This window comes from Pseudomonas sp. BF-B-26 (genome assembly GCF_019956495.1).
In the GTDB taxonomy this organism is placed as follows: domain Bacteria; phylum Pseudomonadota; class Gammaproteobacteria; order Pseudomonadales; family Pseudomonadaceae; genus Aquipseudomonas.
The window spans coordinates 46,066-63,746 of the sequence record NZ_JAHBDP010000055.1 but is presented as its reverse complement, the minus strand read 5'-3'; the positions used below and the strand labels follow the sequence as shown (position 1 = coordinate 63,746).

Genomic DNA, 17,681 nt, shown 5'->3' with positions numbered 1-17,681 from the left:
TTTCGGGGTTTCTACACCGTGATCGGGAGCGTTGCCGCTATGCGCGCCTGGAATGTCGCTACTTTCTATGCTGACCGGCATCACTGCAGCTGTCAGTCCAAACACTTAACGCCGGAATAGCCTGCACCAGCTGCAGCCGCTCAAGCATTTCACCCGTCCATACGACTTGATACGTATCCGCCGCCCTACCCCACTGCTCCACCATGACCATGCCGTCGACCAGCATGCCTCCCAATCCGCTAATCGTATCGGCCAAATGCTCTACGATCGTTTGAGTCCGAAACCACACGCGATCAGTAATCTCTTTCAGCTCGGCCGTGATTCGGTCAGACGAGGCCGGATCCGTATCGGGGTAGGCGATGTTGCGCAGCAAGTGCCGTAACTCCCTTATTTTTGCGTAATCCTGTTCCGCCCCGAGCTCTCCTTTGAGGATGGCTGTCGCTTTCGATTTATCGACGCGTTTGTCGAGCGAATGCTTTGAAACCAATCCCTGCCCCATCGCGCCAGCAAACAGGACCATCATCCGCGCTTCCAAATGTTCCCTCATGGCGTCCATCGACGAAATGGACCGCACCAAGCTAATGGACGCCCCGCCTTGATGCCGCAAGTCCATGGTCACTGTCAGGGTCACGCCACCCGTTTCAAACCCCAAGGCTCGGGCGAGCACGTAGTGAGCCATTTCGTGATTGGCAATCTGCAACGCACGTTCCCGTACAGCGGGCGGCATTTTCTTTGTCATTTCCATTGCCTCGCATCCCTCGATTTCGCATTCGACTACGACTGACTGTTGGTGTCCATCCTGTCGATCGCGCCTTGTTCAAGCCAAAGAAAAACCCGACATGTGGAAAACGCTATGAACGGTGCTTAGGCGAGATCAACCCTCCGCAGTGCGAGATGTGCCTGTAACATGCCAACCCATTGATCTGTGCTGCTGGAGACGACCCTTGCCTGACACCCGCCCGCCCGTTCTTGACGAAATCGACCGCCAATTGATTGCAGCCCTGCAGATCAATGCCCGCGAAAGCGTAGCCATGCTCGCCCGCCAATTGGGCATCGCTCGCACCACCGTCACTTCGCGGTTGGCCCGGCTGGAAAAAGCCAAGGTGATCACCGGTTACGGCGTGCGTTTGGGTCAACGTGTCGTGGATGGCGGCTTGCAGGCGTACGTCGGGATCACGGTGCAACCGCGCTCGGGCAAGGAGGTGTTACGGCGTCTCAGCGCGATGGCTCAGGTGCAGCAGTTGTGCGCGGTCAGTGGCGAATTTGATTACGTGGCGTGGTTGCGCACCGATTCACCTGAGCAGCTGGATCAGTTGCTGGATCAGATCGGCAGTGTGGATGGGGTGGAGAAGACCACGACCTCGATCATTCTCAGCAGCAAGATTGACCGCGGCCAGCCGGTTTGACCACATTCCCATGTGGGAGCGAGCCTGCTCGCGAAGAGGGCGTGTCAGTCGGCATGGATGCTGACTGACGCACCGTATTCGCGAGCAGGCTCGCTCCCACATTGAACAGTGTGTACCGAGACCTCGTCATTTTGATCAGTAAACTGGCAAAACGACGACACATTGCGTCTTATTAACGTGTTCTACGCTCTCTAGAATGGCTGGCATCTTTTCCTATACTCAGACGCGCATGCCGCGTCCGGTCGCCAGCAAGGTCAGCCATGAACAAGAACAATCGCCATCCTGCAGACGGTAAAAAACCAGTCACCATTTTCGGTCCGGACTTTCCCTTCGCCTTCGACGACTGGATCGAGCACCCGGCCGGCCTGGGCAGCATCCCTGCGCACAACCATGGCGCCGAGGTTGCGATCGTCGGTGCCGGCATCGCAGGTCTGGTGGCAGCCTACGAATTGATGAAACTGGGCCTCAAACCCGTCGTCTACGAAGCCTCGAAAATGGGCGGCCGTCTGCGCTCCCAGGCATTCAACGGTGCTGAAGGCATCATCGCCGAGCTCGGCGGCATGCGCTTCCCGGTGTCGTCCACCGCGTTTTATCACTACGTCGACAAGCTCGGCCTCGAAACCAAACCGTTCCCGAACCCGCTGACACCGGCCTCGGGCAGCACGGTGATCGACCTCGAAGGCCAGACCCATTACGCACAGAAACTGGCGGATCTTCCTGCACTGTTCCAGGAAGTCGCCGACGCCTGGGCCGACGCGCTGGAAGCGGGTTCGCAATTCTCTGACATCCAGCAAGCGATCCGCGACCGCGATGTGCCGCGCCTCAAAGAGCTGTGGAACACCCTCGTTCCGCTATGGGACGACCGCACGTTCTACGACTTCGTGGCCACTTCCAAAGCCTTCGCCAAACTCTCGTTCCATCATCGCGAAGTGTTTGGTCAGGTCGGTTTCGGTACCGGCGGCTGGGACTCGGACTTCCCGAACTCGATGCTGGAAATCTTCCGCGTGGTCATGACCAACTGCGACGATCACCAGCACTTGGTGGTCGGCGGTGTGGAACAAGTGCCATTGGGGATCTGGCGTCATGTGCCGGAACGTTGCGTGCACTGGCCAGAAGGCACCAGCCTCAGCTCCCTGCACAACGGCGCACCGCGTACCGGCGTGAAAAAAATTGCCCACGCGGCAGACGGGCGCTTTGCCGTCACCGATAACTGGGGCGACACCCGCGAATACGCAGCGGTGCTGACCACGTGCCAGAGCTGGCTGCTGACCACCCAGATCGAATGCGACGAAACCCTGTTCTCGCAAAAGATGTGGATGGCCCTCGACCGCACCCGCTACATGCAATCGTCGAAAACCTTCGTGATGGTCGACCGGCCATTCTGGAAGGACAAGGATCCGGAAACCGGCCGCGACCTGATGAGCATGACCCTCACCGATCGCCTGACCCGTGGCACTTATCTGTTCGACAACGGCGACGACAAGCCGGGCGTGATTTGCCTGTCGTACTCGTGGATGAGCGACGCGCTGAAAATGCTCCCGCAACCCGTGGAAAAACGCGTGAAACTGGCGCTGGATGCGTTGAAGAAGATCTACCCGAAAGTCGACATCGCGGCGCGGATCATTGGCGATCCGATCACCGTGTCCTGGGAAGCTGACCCGCATTTCCTCGGCGCTTTCAAAGGCGCCCTGCCCGGCCACTACCGCTACAACCAGCGCATGTACGCGCACTTCATGCAGGCCGATATGCCGGCCGAGCAGCGCGGGATTTTCATCGCTGGCGACGATGTTTCGTGGACGCCAGCCTGGGTCGAAGGCGCGGTGCAGACCTCGCTTAATGCGGTGTGGGGCATCATGAAACACTTCGGCGGTGAAACTCACGCCGAGAACCCGGGTCCAGGAGATGTGTTCAACGAGATCGGTCCGATCGCCCTGCCCGAGTAAGAGGAATCCGAAATGCGCGTAGCCCTTTACCAATGTCCACCGCTGCCCCTGGATGTCGCAGGCAATCTGCAACGTCTGCATCAATTGGCGCTGGAGGCCAAGGGCGCGGATTTGCTGGTGTTGCCGGAGATGTTTTTGACCGGTTACAACATCGGCATCGACGCGGTCAGCGTGCTGGCGGAGGTGCACAACGGTGAGTCGGCGCAGCAAATCGCGCGCATCGCCAAGACGGCCGGGATCGCCATTTTGTATGGTTATCCCGAGCGCACCGAGGACGGGCAGATCTACAACGCCGTGCAGTTGATCGACGCCAATGGCGAGCGGTTGTGCAACTACCGCAAGACTCACCTGTTTGGCGACCTCGATCACTCAATGTTCAGCGCCGGGCCGGATGAGTTTCCGCTGGTTGAACTTAATGGCTGGAAGCTCGGTTTCCTGATCTGCTACGACCTGGAGTTCCCGGAAAACGCTCGACGCCTGGCCCTGGCCGGCGCCGAGCTGATCCTGGTGCCGACGGCGAACATGATTCCCTACGACTTCATCGCCGACGTCACCGTCCGTGCCCGGGCCTTCGAAAACCAGTGTTATGTGGCTTACGCCAACTATTGCGGCAACGAAGGCGAGATCCAGTATTGCGGTCAGAGCAGCATTGCCGCGCCGGATGGCAATCGCATTGCCCAGGCCGGCCTCGATGAAGCACTGATTGTCGGTGAGCTGGATCGTCAGTTGATGGCCGATTCCCGCGCCGCCAATCGCTACTTCCTCGATCGTCGCCCCGAGCTTTACAGCGAGCTTAACAAGCGCTGATCCATCGTTATCCGCTAGCATTGGCACTTCTCTGCTCTGGAAGTGCTCATGCCTGCGCTGAACCACCCCCACCCTCACACTGAAACCCTGGCCAACGGTCTGCGGGTGACGCTGCGTCATGCTCCTGATTTAAAGCGCAGTGCTGCTGCGTTGCGGGTCGCGGCGGGCAGCCATGATGTGCCGCTGGCCTGGCCCGGACTTGCGCATTTTCTTGAACACCTGCTGTTTCTCGGTACGGAACGCTTTCCTGCGGGACAAGGCCTGATGGCCTATGTCCAGGGTCATGGAGGTCAGGTGAATGCCAAAACCAGCGAACGCACCACGGACTACTTTTTCGAATTACCGCCTCAGTCGTTTGCCGGGGGACTGGAGCGCCTGTCGGACATGCTCGCTCATCCGCGTATGAATCCTGACGATCAGCGACGGGAACGGGAAGTGCTGCACGCAGAATTTGTCGCATGGTCTCGGGACACGGCCGCTCAACAGCAATTCGCGCTGTTCGACGGAGTTTCAGCGGCGCATCCGCTGCGGGCGTTTCATGCCGGCAACCGCTACAGCCTGCCGGTGCCGCAACCTGAGTTCCAGCACGCCTTGCAGGGTTTCTATCAGCGGTTTTATCAGACCGGACAGATGACGTTGAGCCTGACTGGGCCGCAGAGTCTCGATGAGTTGAGGGCAATGGCTCAGCGCTTTAGCGCTGCGATTCCCGCAGGGGAAAAGGTGCTGCAACAAGCGCCTACATCGCTGATGGATTCTTCGGACAAAAGTTATCAACAAGCTGCAGCGCGGCGACTGGATCTGCTGTTTGCCTTCGAAGCATTGCCCGATTCATCGCCCGAGGCGCTGGCGTTCCTGTGTCATTGGCTGAACGCCGCGAAACCCGGTGGTCTGCTGGCGGAACTGCGCGAGCGCGGGCTGGCTGACAGCCTGAAAGCTGCGCCGTTGTATCAGTTCGCCGGCCAGGCTTTGTTGCACATCGAGTTCACGTTGCATGCCAACGCGACGCCCAACGGGATCCGCGAACAGCTACAGGATTGGCTTGGATTCTTTGCCTCGCAGCAACCCTGGGCCGGCTTGCGTGAAGAATACGCCGCCCTGTTGCAACGTCAGCAGCAAGTCAGCGGCGCCCTGCAACTGGCCCGACTGGACAGCGAACAGCGTGAAACCGGGTTATCAGAATTGGGCATTGCAGCCCTCAGGGACGTCCTGAAACAAATCGGCGCTGTGGATAACTTCACCGGCCAATGGCAACTGCCAACACCTAATCCGTTTTTACGCGCAGAGGCTCCGGCCCCGAGTGCCGGACTGATCCGCGGCCAAACCAGCAAACACCGAGGCCTGCGGACCTTTGCCCAGGATCGCTCGCGCGGTCGTCGCGAACGTTCGCCCATGCAGTTCAGTCAGGCGTTGCCGGATAACAGTGCCGAAGGTGCCGTTTACCTGCGCTGGCGTCTGGATTCGGCACCTCGCAGCAACCTTCAGGCGAGCCTGGAAACCCGCCTTCAGCCATTGCGTGAAGATGCGCGTCAGGCAGGTGTCGATTTTTCCTTCAGCGCATCGGGCAATGAATGGCTGCTGAAAATGACCGGGCTACAGGGGCCAATGCCGAGCGTCCTCGAATACGCGCTGAAAGAACTGACAACAGCCGATGCCGGTTTCTCGCAAGAAGAGCCGCCGAGCGTTGCGTTGATGCCGATTCGACAACTGCTCAAAGCGCTGCCTGATCACTGCCTTGAGCGCACCGCTGACTCGGACGATTTGATGCAGCTTTGGTCGAGCGCACGCTGGGATGGTCTGGCGACCGGTCTGTCCGCCCAGACACAAGCGGCGATGGGCCTTGCCTTGAGTCGTGTGCCTGGCACTGCGGACAATCAACTGACACCGCCCTCGCCGATAAACGCGCAGCATCTGTGGAGTACGGTCGATACCGGGTCCAGCGAACATGCGCTGCTGCTCTTCTGTCCGACCGCAACGGCAAACATCGCTGACGAAGCCGCCTGGCGCTTGCTGGCTCACGTCTGTCAGACGCCGTTTTACCAACGCCTGCGGGTAGAACTGCAGCTCGGTTATGCGGTGTTCAGCGCACTGCGGCAGATCCATGGGCAGACAGGGCTGTTGTTCGGCGTGCAATCACCCAGCGTTGCCCCTCTGGATCTGCTGGAACACATCGAACACTTCCTGAGCGGATTGGCCGGGATGATCAACGACCTCGATGACGAGACCTTCATCGACCAACGCCAGGCACTGGCCGATCAATTCGCTAGCGCAGCGCTGCCCAATGCGCAGGCCGCCGAACTGCTCTGGCAGGGCAAACTGGCCGGCCACTCGTCGGATTATCTGGAGCTGCTACCTCAGACGATTCTGAAGATCGACCGCGAAACGTTACTGGCCGCAGCACACCGACTGAATCAGGCCGAAGGCGGTTGGCGCTGTCTGGCCAGCGGACCGGGCCCGGGCTCGCCTTGGCAAGCGGCAAAATGATCATTACCGGTGCTGCAATTAGCTTTCTCAAAGATTCCCGGTCAATTGCCCTGTAATTTTGAGTAACATAGCCACCTAACTATCTGAACATCTCCGGCTGGAGGTGGACTATATGTATAGATCTCAACTGTCCCATCACCTGAAGGAGCGCTCTATGTCCTGGTCCAAACCTGCTTACACCGACCTGCGTATCGGCTTTGAAGTCACCATGTACTTCGCAAGCCGCTAATCTTTTTGTAGCGCAGTGCAACGCCTCGGCTCGCCGGGGCGTTTTTATTTTCAGTTTTCAAAATGATGGAGCGGCCATGTTTGTCCAGATTCTAGGTTCCGCCGCCGGCGGTGGTTTCCCCCAGTGGAACTGCAACTGCGTGAACTGCGCCGGTTTTCGCGATGGCAGCCTGAACGCCAAGGCGCGGACCCAGTCGTCCATCGCCATTTCCGATAACGGCGTGAATTGGGTGTTGTGCAACGCATCGCCGGACATCCGCGCCCAACTCCAGAGCTTCGCCCCGATGCAACCGGGCCGCGCCCTGCGCGATACCGGCATCAACGCGATCATCCTGATGGACAGCCAGATCGACCACACCACCGGCCTGCTCAGCCTGCGCGAAGGTTGCCCGCACCAGGTCTGGTGCACCGACATGGTCCACGAAGACCTGAGCACCGGTTTCCCGCTGTTCACCATGCTGACCCACTGGAACGGCGGGCTGACCTGGAACCCGATCGAGCTCGACCGCAGCTTCACCATCCCGGCCTGCCCAAGCCTGCGCTTCACCCCGTTTCCACTGCGCAGCGCCGCCCCGCCGTACTCGCCGCACCGTTTCGACCCGTACCCCGGCGACAACATCGGCCTGATCGTTGAAGACCTGAACACCGGCGGCAAACTGTTCTACGCGCCGGGCCTGGGCAAGGTCGACGCACCGCTGCTGGAGATCATGGCCGGCAGCGATTGCCTGCTGGTGGACGGCACGCTGTGGGATGACGACGAAATGCAGCGCCGTGGCGTCGGCACCCGCACTGGCCGGGAAATGGGCCACCTGGCGCAGAACGGCCCCGGCGGCATGCTGGAAGTGCTGGAACAACTGCCCAAGCAGCGCAAAGTGCTTATCCACATCAACAACACCAACCCGATTCTCGATGAGGATTCGCCGGAGCGTGCAGAACTGGCTCGGCGCGAGGTTGAAGTGGCGTATGACGGCATGAGTATTGTGCTGTAGGACATCGAGACCGCTGCGCGGTCTATCGCCAGCAGGCTGGCTCCCACAGTTGGTCGCATTCCAATGTGGGAGCCAGCCTGCTGGCGATAAGGCCCGACCAGACACCACATAATCCGATGGTTGTTCCCGGAGAACAGACATGACTGACACCGCACTGTCCCCCGTCGAGTTCGAAGCAGCGCTGCGCGCCAAAGGCGCCTATTACCACATCCATCACCCGTACCACGTGGCGATGTACGAAGGCCGGGCAACGCGCGAACAGATCCAGGGCTGGGTCGCCAACCGTTTCTACTATCAGGTGAACATCCCGCTCAAGGATGCCGCGATCCTCGCCAACTGCCCGGACCGCGAGATTCGTCGTGAGTGGATTCAGCGCCTGCTCGACCATGACGGCGCCCCCGGCGAAGACGGCGGCATCGAGGCCTGGCTGCGTCTGGGTCAGGCCGTCGGCCTCGAACCGGATCAACTACGCTCGCAGGAATTGGTACTGCCCGGTGTACGTTTTGCCGTCGATGCCTACGTCAACTTCGCCCGCCGTGCCAGTTGGCAGGAGGCCGCCAGCAGCTCGCTGACCGAACTGTTTGCGCCACAAATCCACCAGTCGCGCCTCGACAGCTGGCCGCAGCATTACCCGTGGATTGACCCGGCGGGTTACGAGTATTTCCGCACCCGCCTGGGTCAGGCACGTCGCGACGTGGAACATGGCTTGGCGATCACTTTGCAGCACTACACGACGCGGGCCGGCCAAGAGCGCATGTTGGAAATTCTCCAGTTCAAACTGGACATTCTTTGGAGCATGCTCGATGCCATGAGCATGGCCTACGAACTGAAACGCCCGCCGTATCACAGCGTGACCGAGCAGCGGGTCTGGCATAAAGGAATCACCTTATGAGTTTTGATCGCAGCAAGACCCCGACCTGGCGCACCGGCTACCGCTTCCAGTACGAACCGGCACAGAAAGGTCATGTGCTGCTCTACCCGGAAGGCATGATCAAACTCAACGAAAGCGCCGCGATGATCGGCGGTTTGATCGACGGCGAGCGTGACGTCGCGGCGATCATCGCCGAACTGGACGCGCAATTCCCCGGCGTGTCCGAGCTCGGTGACGACATCGAACAATTCATGGAGGTCGCCCGTGCTCAGCACTGGATCGAACTTGCCTGAATCGGCGTCAGACAAGTTACCGCGCAAACCGGAAATCGGCCTGCCGCTATGGTTGCTGGCCGAGCTGACGTATCGCTGCCCGCTGCAATGCCCGTACTGTTCCAATCCGCTGGACTTCGCCGAGCAAGGCAAAGAACTGAGCACCGAACAGTGGATCAAAGTGTTCCGCGAAGCGCGGGAGATGGGCGCGGCACAATTGGGCTTCTCCGGCGGCGAACCACTGGTGCGCCAGGACCTCGCCGAGCTGATTGCCGAGGCGCGCAAGTTGGGGTTCTACACCAACCTGATCACCTCCGGCATCGGCCTGACCGAGCAAAAAATCAGCGACTTCAAAAAGGCCGGTCTGGACCATATCCAAATCAGCTTTCAGGCCAGCGACGAGCAAGTGAACAACTTGCTGGCCGGCTCGAAAAAAGCCTTCGCCCAGAAGCTGGAAATGGCCCGCGCCGTGAAAGCCCACGGTTATCCGATGGTGCTGAACTTCGTGACCCATCGGCACAACATCGACAAGATCGACCGGATCATCGAGCTGTGCATCGCCCTTGAGGCGGACTTTGTGGAACTCGCCACGTGCCAGTTTTACGGTTGGGCGCAACTCAACCGGGTCGGTCTGTTGCCGACCAAGGAACAACTGGTCCGCGCTGAACGCATCACCAACGAATACCGCGCCAAACTGGAAGCCGAAGGGCATCCGTGCAAGCTGATTTTCGTCACCCCTGACTATTACGAAGAACGCCCGAAAGCCTGCATGAATGGCTGGGGCAGTATTTTTCTGACGGTCACGCCGGACGGAACCGCCCTGCCCTGTCACGGTGCCCGACAGATGCCGGTGCAGTTTCCCAACGTGCGCGACCACAGCATGCAGCACATCTGGTACGACTCGTTCGGCTTCAATCGCTTCCGCGGTTACGACTGGATGCCCGAGCCGTGCCGTTCCTGCGACGAGAAAGAAAAAGACTTCGGCGGCTGTCGCTGCCAGGCCTTCATGCTCACAGGGGACGCGAGCAACGCCGACCCGGTGTGCAGCAAATCGGAACATCACGGCGTGATCCTCAAGGCTCGCGAAGAAGCCGAACACACGACCCAGACCATTGAACAACTGGCCTTTCGTAATGAACGAAATTCACGACTCATCGCTAAAAGCTGAACCCTTCAGCGCTGCCAGGGCCGTCGCGGCCGGCATCGACTTCGCCGAGTTACAGGCCGGCCCACATGGCCTGTTCTGGAACGAATACCGACCCGAGGATGGCGCCTGCCGGATCTGGCATTGGCGTGACGGCCAGGCGCATTGCCTGACGCCAGCGGGCTTCAGTGTGCGCAGTCGGGTGTACGAATACGGCGGCGGCGCGTTCTGTCTGACCGATGACGGGATCGTGTTCGTCAACGAGGCGGACCAACAGCTGTATCGACAGTCGCTGGCCGGCGAGACACCTGAGTTACTGAGCTCAGGCGAATGTCGATATGGCGATCTGCAGTTCGCTGACGGGCAGGTATTGGCGGTTGAAGAAAACCGCGATCGGCATCGTCTGGTGGCTATCGACCTGGCTGACGGAGTACGTCATCTGCTGGCCGAAGGCGCTGATTTCTATGCCGCGCCGACGTTGAGTCCCGACGCGCAACGACTGGCGTGGATCGAGTGGAGCCGCCCGGATCAGCCATGGACCGCGACTCGCCTGATGGTTGCCGAACGCCAGAACGATGGCCGTTTTGCTCTGCCGCGATGCGTGGCGGGCGAAGGCGCTGAGGAATCGCTGCAACAACCGAGATTCGATACAAGCGGCCGTCTGTTTTGTCTGACTGATCGCGGCGGCTACTGGCAGCCTTGGGTGGAATCGGCAGACGGTCTGAGCCCGCTGCCGAGTGCCGCAGCGGATCACGGGCCTGCGCCGTGGCAGCTGGGTGGCTGCACCTGGTTGCCACTGAGCGAAGGTCGTTATCTGGCGAGCTGGACTGAAGACGGGTTTGGCAAACTGGGGCTTTGTGGTGATGCCGGTGAAGATTTCACCGGCGATTACAGCCGCTTCCGCTCTCTCGCACTGGATGAGCAGTTCATTTACTGCATCGCCGCTTCGCCAGTCAGTTCCTCGGCAGTCATTGCCATCGACCGCCAGACCCGGCAGGTCAAAACATTGGCTGGCGGTATTGCACCGTTGCCCGCCGAGCAGATCAGCGTCCCGCAAACCCTGCGTTACCCCAGCGGTTCGCGCGAGGCCCACGGCTTCTTCTATCCAGCGATGACCGGTGATGCGAAACCGCCTCTGGTGGTGTTCATCCACGGCGGCCCGACGTCGGCCTGCTACCCCATGCTCGATCCGCGTATCCAGTACTGGGCGCAACGCGGCTTTGCCGTGGCTGATCTCAACTACCGCGGCAGCAGTGGCTATGGTCGGGCTTATCGGCAAGCGCTGCATTTGAGCTGGGGCGAAGTGGACGTGGAGGACGCCTGCGCCGTCGTCGCTCATCTTGCCGAACGCGGATTGATCGACGGCAACAAGGCGTTTGTTCGCGGCGGCAGTGCCGGCGGCTACACCACTCTGTGTGCGCTGGCCTTTCACACAGTCTTCCGCGCCGGCGCCAGCCTGTATGGCGTCAGTGACCCCGTGGCACTGAGCCGGACGACTCACAAGTTCGAAGGCAATTATCTGGACTGGCTGATCGGCGACCCGGAGCAGGATGCCGAACGCTACGCCGCACGAACGCCGTTGCTGCATGCGGGCAACATCAGCGTTCCGGTGATTTTCTTTCAGGGTGAACTGGACGCTGTGGTGGTGCCGCAACAGACCCGCGACATGGTCACAGCGCTACAGGACAACGGCATCCTGGTTGAAGCGCATTACTACGCCGACGAACGCCATGGCTTTCGCAAGGCCGGCAATCAGGCCCATGCGCTGGAGCAGGAGTGGTTGTTTTATCGAAGGGTGATGGCGTTGGCGGACTGAAACCTGCGGCCCGTGCAGGAATGGTGTCGCCCCATTCGCGAGCAGGCTCGCTCCCACAATGGATCTGTGGTGTACAGAAATCCTTGTGGGAGCGAGCCTGCTCGCGAAAGCGATCTAACGGGCGCCGCTAAACTCAGCGCTTGGCAATGATGTACACCGCATGCACGATCCCGGGGATGTAACCGCACAGCGTCAGCAGAATATTCAGCCAGAACGCCCCGGCGAAACCAACTTGCAGAAACACACCCAGTGGCGGCAACAGAATGGCGATGATGATGCGAATAAAGTCCATGGGGTTAGCTCCTGATTGAAGTTGGCTCGTGTGGGCCTACAGCTAATCGACCTTTGCCGTTCGTCAGGGTTCAGTGCGGTTCTTCAGGCCAGTATCTCAAGACCGTGTTTCTGAACGATGCTCAACAACTTCAGCGCCATGCCGCTGGGGTGCTTGTCTCCCGCTTCCCATTGTTTAACCGTCGAGGCGCTGGTGTTCAGATAACGCGCAAACACTGGCTGGCTTACGTTGTTGCGTTCGCGTAACGCTTTGATCTGCTCAGCGGGGATCGCATCTGGAACTGTTGCAAGACATGATTCATCGAATTTGCGCATGGTTGCCTTGCTGATTGCACCGATGGCAAACAAGGCACTGGCTGACTCGTGTATCGATTCCGAAATTTCATTTTTGAATTTTTTACTCATGAGGTATCTCCACAAACTCCTTCATATCCAGCAAGCGCTGGATTTCCATCTCGGTCAGCCCTCCATACGTCTTGGCTAACTCGCGCAAGTCGGCCAACTGCCTCGGACTGATATTGCTCTGGTCTTTCTTGGCATACAGAAACTGATAAACCCAGTAACGGCCACCTTTGGCCAAAACAATTGACCGATGACGGTTGGCATTCAACCGTTTTTTCCAGACCCCGCCGCCGAGATTGTCCGCCTGGCCGTTGAGCATTTCGGCGAATGCTTCACGAAGCTCGTCATCATCGATCCAGGCCTTCCCGACTTGCATCGAAAAACGTTTCGTTTTGAATAACCTTGGTGACATCGGCTTCCCTTCCAAAACATACCACCCAGTGGTATAGAATTCAAAGCCAGTTCCACGACAATATTGTTTCACTGACACCGACACTCCTTGCCGATACGCTCTAAAAAGCCATTGATCCCACTACCGCTCAAGCACTGAATGGCATTTGGCAAAACGCAGAGACAAAAAAACGCCCCACGCCAAAATAATCAGGCATGGGGCGATGCGTTATACCGCGAGACGGTTCGGGAATTCGTGTAGGGCGGGTCTGATCAGACGGCAATCCCTTTGCGGCACTGCAGTTGCGCAGTGCGCACGCGGGAGAAGGCACGGGCCAGGCGCAGGAGCATTTCGTCGATGTTGGCTTTGCTGACGGTCAGGGCCGGGGTAAAGCGCAGGCAATCGGGCTGCGGAGCGTTGAGCAGCAGGCCTTCGTTCAACGCCGCCTTGACGACGGCGTCAGCCGATTCGTCGGACAAGGTAAGACCCCTGAACAGTCCTTGCCCGCGCAACTCGCCATGACCATAGCGATGGGATAAACGCTGCAGACCTTCGCTCAGGTGCTGACCGATTTCCCCGACATGATCGAGAAACCCCTTGTCCTGAACGCTGTCGAGGACGGCAAGACCGGCCGCCATCATCAGTGCATTGCCATGATGAGTACCTGTCACTTCGCCGACGTCGAAACAGCAGGCTTTGCCCCGCGCCAACAACGCCGCCAATGGCACGCCGCCACCCAGCCCTTTGCCGAGAACGACGATATCTGCCCGCACGCCGTAGGATTGTTCGGCGAGTAAAGTGCCGCAACGACCGATACCGGTTTGCACTTCGTCGAAGATCAGCAGAATCCCAAGCTCACGGCACAGGCGCTCGACGCCTTTGAGGTAATGCTCGGTGGCCGGTATCACCCCGGCTTCGCTCTGGATCGGTTCGAGCATGATCGCCACGGTCTGGGCGTCGACGGCCGCATGCAAGGCCGCAAGATCATTGAACGGCACGTGACTGAAGCCCGGAAGCAGCGGCTCGAATCGGTTAGTCAGATTCGAACTGTCCGACGCCGACAGCGTCCCCAGACTACGACCATGACAGCCGTTATTAGCAACGATGATCCGCGAAGCCCCGCCGCGATGTCGCTGGCCCCATTTACGCGCCAATTTGATCGCTGCTTCACAGGCTTCGCTGCCACTGTTGAGCAGGTAGGCCTGATCACTGCCGGTGCTGGAACACAGTCGCTCAGCAAGATTGAGCATGCCGCGGTTATGCAGGCCGAAGCCGGGGTTGATCAGCGACTGAGCCTGCGCCGCGATGGCGTTGACCAGAACCGAAGGACTGTGTCCGAGGCTATTGGCCCCGCCACCCTGTGAGAAATCCAGATACGCGCGGTCATCGCTGTCCCACAACCATGAGCCCTGGCCGCGCACGAATATCTGTTTCGGTCGCTCGACACTGGGCATCAGGCACTCGCTGGAAAGATTGTCGCCTTGGGACGGCAAGAAGGCGTCCACGGCCAAGTCATCAAGACTCGGAAGATTGCGCCGCAAGCTGAACAAGTTCATCTGATCAAACCTCGTGCGAGGTTTTTTGCCTTACCTATGTAAACACCATTGAAGCAAACGGTATTCATCGCGCTCTGTGGCCCTGTAAGCCTTGTGAATGCGGTTAGACTAGGCTCACGCGAGGCCTTGAGCCATTTCGTTTTCCCAGCATTTTCGATAAGCACACCTTATGGATTTCAAACAACTGCGTTATTTCGTCGCGGTCTACGAAGAAGGTCATGTGGGCCGGGCTGCCGAGCGGCTTTCAATCTCCCAACCAGCACTGTCCCAGCAGATCCGCCACCTCGAACAAAACCTCGATGTGAGCTTGTTCGAACGCAGCAGCAAACGCCTGCTGCCCACCCTGGCGGCACATACGTTGTACAACCATGCGCTGCCCTTGCTGGATGGATTGCAACGGGCACGGGAAGCCTTGGGCAACTTCAAGGGTCAGGCTTTGCGCACTCTGGCTATCGGCGTATTGCAGACTGTTCATAGCAGCCTGGTGCCACAGATGCTCGAACGCGTGCGCAAGGCGCAGCCGCATTTGGTGGTGCAAATCTATGAACTGACGGGGCTGGAAATCGAGCGGCGCTTGCTCAATGGCTCGCTGGACATCGGCATCGGCTATCTGCCACCTCGTCAGCCGGGGTTGCACGGCGTGATGCTGTACGAAGACGAGCTGACCCTGGTCATCCCGGCGGATCACCCGTTGCGCGAATTCAAGAAAGTCTCGATGAGTCAGGCTGCCGAATTGCCGATGTTGCTGCTGGGCGAAGAGTTTCAAGTGCGGCAGATCTGGCAAGCGCAACTGGCCAATCTGGGACGACGCCCGCAGGTACAGGCAGAACTGAACAACATGGCGGGGATTCTCGACAGTTTGCCGCACACGCGACTGGCGACGGTACTGCCCGGACGCTCACAACAGGCACACGGCAATAAGGAACTGTTGTGGAAACCACTGAGCGAGCCGAGGGTGCCGCTGAAAGTCGGATTGGTGTGTCGGGATGTGCAGCGACAACAGGCCTCGCTGACCTTGTTGCGTACGCTGTTGGAAGAAGTGATGAATGGCGCGGATGGGCGTTTGATCAGCCCGGCAACACTGGATGAGATGAGCTAAGCACTTTTTTGCAGGCAAAAGAAAACCCCGCCGAAGCGGGGCTTTGCAGACTGTTTCCCTGACATCCATTTCACTCCGCCGTCCTGGCAGAATCCTACGTGTCCGTGTTGTTGCTTTGCGCTTCCTGCGCGACGTCCATGTGAAGTAGATTAGCTGTGGATCCAATCTTCATCTATGGGAGAAGAGCAGCACGTCATGTAAGAGAATGCTTACATGATGTTACATTGTCAGAACTGTCCTGCGTCCAGCAGGAACAACGACTCGCTGCCGGCCTTCACCGACGCGCTCAACGAGTGAATACGCGGCAGCAGGCGTGCGAAATAGAACCGCGCCGTGCCCAACTTGCTCGCGTAGAAATCGTCCTGCGCTTCTTTGCCAAAAGCGGCCTTGGCCATCAGTGCCCACATGTACGCATACGCCGTGTAACCGAATGCTTGCAGATACTCGACCGAAGCAGCACCGATTTCGTTCGGGTTGTTTTTCGCCCGATCCAGCAACCAGGCGGTCAGTTCGTCGAGGGTAGTCACCGCATCGTTCAGCGGTTTGGTGAACTCCACCAGATCAGCGCTGGCGGTCGCAGTGAAATGACGGATCTCGTCGGCAAACAGATTGTAGAACGCCCCACCGGTGCCGACGATCTTGCGGCCTACCAGGTCCAACGCCTGAATGCCGTTGGTGCCTTCGTAGATCTGGGTGATGCGCACGTCACGCACCAGTTGCTCCTGGCCCCACTCACGGATGTAACCGTGGCCGCCGAAAACCTGCTGGCCGTGAATGGTGGTTTCCAGACCCAGGTCGGTCAGGAACGCCTTGGCCACCGGAGTCAGCAAGGCCACCAAATCTTCCGCGCGTTTGCGGGTGGTGGCGTCTTCGCTGAACTTGGCGGTGTCCAGTTGCATGGCCACGTAAGTCGAAAAGGCGCGACCGCCTTCGTTCGAGGCTTTCATGGTCAGCAACATGCGACGCACGTCTGGGTGGACGATGATCGGGTCAGCGACCTTGTCCTTGTTCTGCGCACCGGTCGGCGAACGGCTTTGCAGGCGGTCGCGGGCGTACTCGACGGCGTTCTGGTAAGAGCGCTCGCCAGAGGCCAGGCCCTGGATACCGACGCCCAGACGTTCGTAGTTCATCATGGTGAACATCGCGGCCAGGCCTTTGTTTGGCTCGCCGACCAGATAACCCACGGCCTCGTCGAAGTTCATCACGCAGGTCGCGGAGGCCTGGATGCCCATCTTGTGTTCGATTGAACCGCAGGTCGCCGGGTTCCGCGCGCCCAGGGTGCCATCGGCATTGACCATGAACTTCGGCACCAGGAACAGCGAAATACCCTTCGGCCCCGCCGGTGCGTCCGGTAGCTTGGCCAGCACCAGGTGAATGATGTTCTCGGTCAGGTCGTGCTCACCGCCAGTGATGAAGATCTTGGTGCCGCTGACTTTGTAGGACCCGTCGGCCTGAGGCTCGGCCTTGGTGCGAATGATCCCCAGGTCCGTGCCGGCGTGTGGCTCGGTCAGGCACATGGAGCCAGCCCAGACGCCGGCGTACATGTTCGGCAGGTACGCGGCTTTCAGCGCTTCGCTGGCGTGGGCGTTGATCGACAGGCAGGCGCCCGCGGTCAGCATCGGGTACAGGCCGAACGACAGGCTGGCGGAGTTGACCATCTCTTCGACTTGCGCCGAAACGGCCTTGGGCATACCCATGCCCCCGTAGGTCGGATCGCCGCCGACACCGACCCAACCGCCTTCAGCATAAGTCCGATAAGCCTGCTGGAAACCTGCCGGCGTGGTGACGGCACCGTCCGCCCAATGGCAACCTTCTTCGTCAGCCGCACGGCTCAGGGGCGCGATGCTTTTGCTGGTGACCTTGCCGGCTTCTTCAAGAATGGCTTCGACCGTTTCAGCATCGACAGTCTCGGCCAGCGCAGGCAGCTCGGCCCAGAGTTTGGCGACCTCGAAAACTTCATTGAGGACGAAGCGCATATCGCGCAGGGGCGCTTTGTAGTCAGCCATGGCAAACCTCGCAAGATCTAAACAGGTGATTCGTAGGAG

At 59.4% G+C, this 17,681-nt stretch carries 17 protein-coding genes; 11 read left to right on the top strand and 6 right to left on the bottom strand.

Features of this window, described 5'->3' with window-relative positions:
• Nucleotides 1-58 precede the first annotated feature (58 nt).
• Nucleotides 59-739, bottom strand: coding sequence for a peptidase M41 (locus KGB03_RS05550; protein ID WP_223526551.1), 681 nt, complete (start codon nt 737-739; stop codon nt 59-61).
• Nucleotides 740-944: 205 nt separating this feature from the next.
• Between KGB03_RS05550 and KGB03_RS05545 the strand changes: the two genes are divergently transcribed.
• The 10 genes from KGB03_RS05545 to KGB03_RS05500 all read left to right on the top strand — a co-directional run bounded on the left by KGB03_RS05545 (nt 945) and on the right by KGB03_RS05500 (nt 11,957).
• Nucleotides 945-1,406 (top strand): Lrp/AsnC family transcriptional regulator, encoded by a 462-nt coding sequence (locus KGB03_RS05545; protein WP_007980298.1) that lies wholly within the window; start codon nt 945-947, stop codon nt 1,404-1,406.
• A 260-nt stretch (nt 1,407-1,666) separates the two neighbouring features.
• A complete protein-coding gene (locus tag KGB03_RS05540; RefSeq protein ID WP_046045362.1) occupies nt 1,667-3,349 on the top strand; it encodes a flavin monoamine oxidase family protein in 1,683 nt (560 codons plus the stop codon).
• 12 nt (nt 3,350-3,361) lie between these two features.
• Complete coding sequence (locus KGB03_RS05535) at nt 3,362-4,156, top strand: carbon-nitrogen hydrolase family protein (RefSeq protein WP_223526542.1); 795 nt, start codon at nt 3,362-3,364, stop codon at nt 4,154-4,156.
• A 48-nt stretch (nt 4,157-4,204) separates the two neighbouring features.
• A complete protein-coding gene (gene pqqF, locus KGB03_RS05530) occupies nt 4,205-6,637 on the top strand; it encodes a pyrroloquinoline quinone biosynthesis protein PqqF (protein ID WP_223526541.1) in 2,433 nt (810 codons plus the stop codon).
• Nucleotides 6,638-6,791: 154 nt separating this feature from the next.
• Entirely contained in the window at nt 6,792-6,866 is a 75-nt protein-coding gene (pqqA, locus tag KGB03_RS05525; protein WP_009045898.1) for a pyrroloquinoline quinone precursor peptide PqqA, read from the top strand.
• Nucleotides 6,867-6,942: 76 nt separating this feature from the next.
• Nucleotides 6,943-7,854 (top strand): pyrroloquinoline quinone biosynthesis protein PqqB, encoded by a 912-nt coding sequence (gene pqqB / locus KGB03_RS05520; protein ID WP_223526540.1) that lies wholly within the window; start codon nt 6,943-6,945, stop codon nt 7,852-7,854.
• Nucleotides 7,855-7,993: 139 nt separating this feature from the next.
• Nucleotides 7,994-8,746 carry a pyrroloquinoline-quinone synthase PqqC gene (gene pqqC / locus KGB03_RS05515; RefSeq protein ID WP_223526539.1) on the top strand — a complete coding sequence of 251 codons (753 nt, stop codon included), beginning with the start codon at nt 7,994-7,996 and terminating at the stop codon, nt 8,744-8,746.
• Nucleotides 8,743-9,018, top strand: a complete 276-nt coding sequence (gene pqqD / locus KGB03_RS05510) for a pyrroloquinoline quinone biosynthesis peptide chaperone PqqD (RefSeq protein WP_223526538.1) — start codon at nt 8,743-8,745, stop codon at nt 9,016-9,018. The genes pqqC and pqqD overlap by 4 nt, the downstream gene beginning before the upstream one ends.
• Nucleotides 8,990-10,165: a pyrroloquinoline quinone biosynthesis protein PqqE gene (pqqE, locus tag KGB03_RS05505; protein WP_411739932.1), complete on the top strand. Its 1,176-nt coding sequence runs from the start codon at nt 8,990-8,992 to the stop codon at nt 10,163-10,165. The genes pqqD and pqqE overlap by 29 nt, the downstream gene beginning before the upstream one ends.
• Nucleotides 10,131-11,957 carry an alpha/beta hydrolase family protein gene (locus tag KGB03_RS05500; protein WP_223526537.1) on the top strand — a complete coding sequence of 609 codons (1,827 nt, stop codon included), beginning with the start codon at nt 10,131-10,133 and terminating at the stop codon, nt 11,955-11,957. Before pqqE ends, KGB03_RS05500 begins: the two co-directional genes overlap by 35 nt.
• A 133-nt stretch (nt 11,958-12,090) precedes the next feature.
• Here the strand turns inward: KGB03_RS05500 and KGB03_RS05495 are convergent, their stop codons facing one another.
• From KGB03_RS05495 to KGB03_RS05480, 4 genes are all read right to left on the bottom strand, one after another.
• Nucleotides 12,091-12,249: a YqaE/Pmp3 family membrane protein gene (locus KGB03_RS05495; protein ID WP_007904205.1), complete on the bottom strand. Its 159-nt coding sequence runs from the start codon at nt 12,247-12,249 to the stop codon at nt 12,091-12,093.
• A gap of 83 nt (nt 12,250-12,332) precedes the next feature.
• Nucleotides 12,333-12,653, bottom strand: coding sequence for a helix-turn-helix domain-containing protein (locus tag KGB03_RS05490; RefSeq protein WP_192409265.1), 321 nt, complete (start codon nt 12,651-12,653; stop codon nt 12,333-12,335).
• A complete protein-coding gene (locus KGB03_RS05485; protein WP_111448576.1) occupies nt 12,646-13,002 on the bottom strand; it encodes a type II toxin-antitoxin system RelE/ParE family toxin in 357 nt (118 codons plus the stop codon). The genes KGB03_RS05490 and KGB03_RS05485 overlap by 8 nt, the downstream gene beginning before the upstream one ends.
• A 251-nt stretch (nt 13,003-13,253) precedes the next feature.
• Nucleotides 13,254-14,537, bottom strand: a complete 1,284-nt coding sequence (locus KGB03_RS05480) for an aspartate aminotransferase family protein (protein WP_223526536.1) — start codon at nt 14,535-14,537, stop codon at nt 13,254-13,256.
• A gap of 169 nt (nt 14,538-14,706) precedes the next feature.
• Here KGB03_RS05480 and KGB03_RS05475 point away from each other — a divergent pair, with 169 nt between their 5' ends.
• Nucleotides 14,707-15,636, top strand: a complete 930-nt coding sequence (locus tag KGB03_RS05475) for a LysR family transcriptional regulator (RefSeq protein WP_111448574.1) — start codon at nt 14,707-14,709, stop codon at nt 15,634-15,636.
• A 227-nt stretch (nt 15,637-15,863) separates the two neighbouring features.
• On the opposite strand, the gene KGB03_RS05470 is transcribed toward KGB03_RS05475, so the two are convergent.
• The gene (locus tag KGB03_RS05470; RefSeq protein WP_223526535.1) at nt 15,864-17,642 is read right to left on the bottom strand and encodes an acyl-CoA dehydrogenase C-terminal domain-containing protein; all 1,779 of its coding nucleotides are present in this window, start codon (nt 17,640-17,642) and stop codon (nt 15,864-15,866) included.
• Nucleotides 17,643-17,681 lie beyond the last annotated feature (39 nt).

Excerpts from the sequence above, each read along its gene's own strand:
- KGB03_RS05550 (WP_223526551.1), bottom strand. The coding sequence starts at position 739 with ATGACAAAGAAAATGCCGCCCGCTGTACGGGAACGTGCGTTGCAGATT.
- KGB03_RS05540 (WP_046045362.1), top strand. The coding sequence starts at position 1,667 with ATGAACAAGAACAATCGCCATCCTGCAGACGGTAAAAAACCAGTCACC.
- KGB03_RS05535 (WP_223526542.1), top strand. The coding sequence starts at position 3,362 with ATGCGCGTAGCCCTTTACCAATGTCCACCGCTGCCCCTGGATGTCGCA.
- pqqF (WP_223526541.1), top strand. The coding sequence starts at position 4,205 with ATGCCTGCGCTGAACCACCCCCACCCTCACACTGAAACCCTGGCCAAC.
- pqqB (WP_223526540.1), top strand. The coding sequence starts at position 6,943 with ATGTTTGTCCAGATTCTAGGTTCCGCCGCCGGCGGTGGTTTCCCCCAG.
- pqqC (WP_223526539.1), top strand. The coding sequence starts at position 7,994 with ATGACTGACACCGCACTGTCCCCCGTCGAGTTCGAAGCAGCGCTGCGC.
- pqqD (WP_223526538.1), top strand. The coding sequence starts at position 8,743 with ATGAGTTTTGATCGCAGCAAGACCCCGACCTGGCGCACCGGCTACCGC.
- KGB03_RS05500 (WP_223526537.1), top strand. The coding sequence starts at position 10,131 with ATGAACGAAATTCACGACTCATCGCTAAAAGCTGAACCCTTCAGCGCT.
- KGB03_RS05495 (WP_007904205.1), bottom strand. The coding sequence starts at position 12,249 with ATGGACTTTATTCGCATCATCATCGCCATTCTGTTGCCGCCACTGGGT.
- KGB03_RS05490 (WP_192409265.1), bottom strand. The coding sequence starts at position 12,653 with ATGAGTAAAAAATTCAAAAATGAAATTTCGGAATCGATACACGAGTCA.
- KGB03_RS05485 (WP_111448576.1), bottom strand. The coding sequence starts at position 13,002 with ATGTCACCAAGGTTATTCAAAACGAAACGTTTTTCGATGCAAGTCGGG.
- KGB03_RS05480 (WP_223526536.1), bottom strand. The coding sequence starts at position 14,537 with ATGAACTTGTTCAGCTTGCGGCGCAATCTTCCGAGTCTTGATGACTTG.
- KGB03_RS05475 (WP_111448574.1), top strand. The coding sequence starts at position 14,707 with ATGGATTTCAAACAACTGCGTTATTTCGTCGCGGTCTACGAAGAAGGT.
- KGB03_RS05470 (WP_223526535.1), bottom strand. The coding sequence starts at position 17,642 with ATGGCTGACTACAAAGCGCCCCTGCGCGATATGCGCTTCGTCCTCAAT.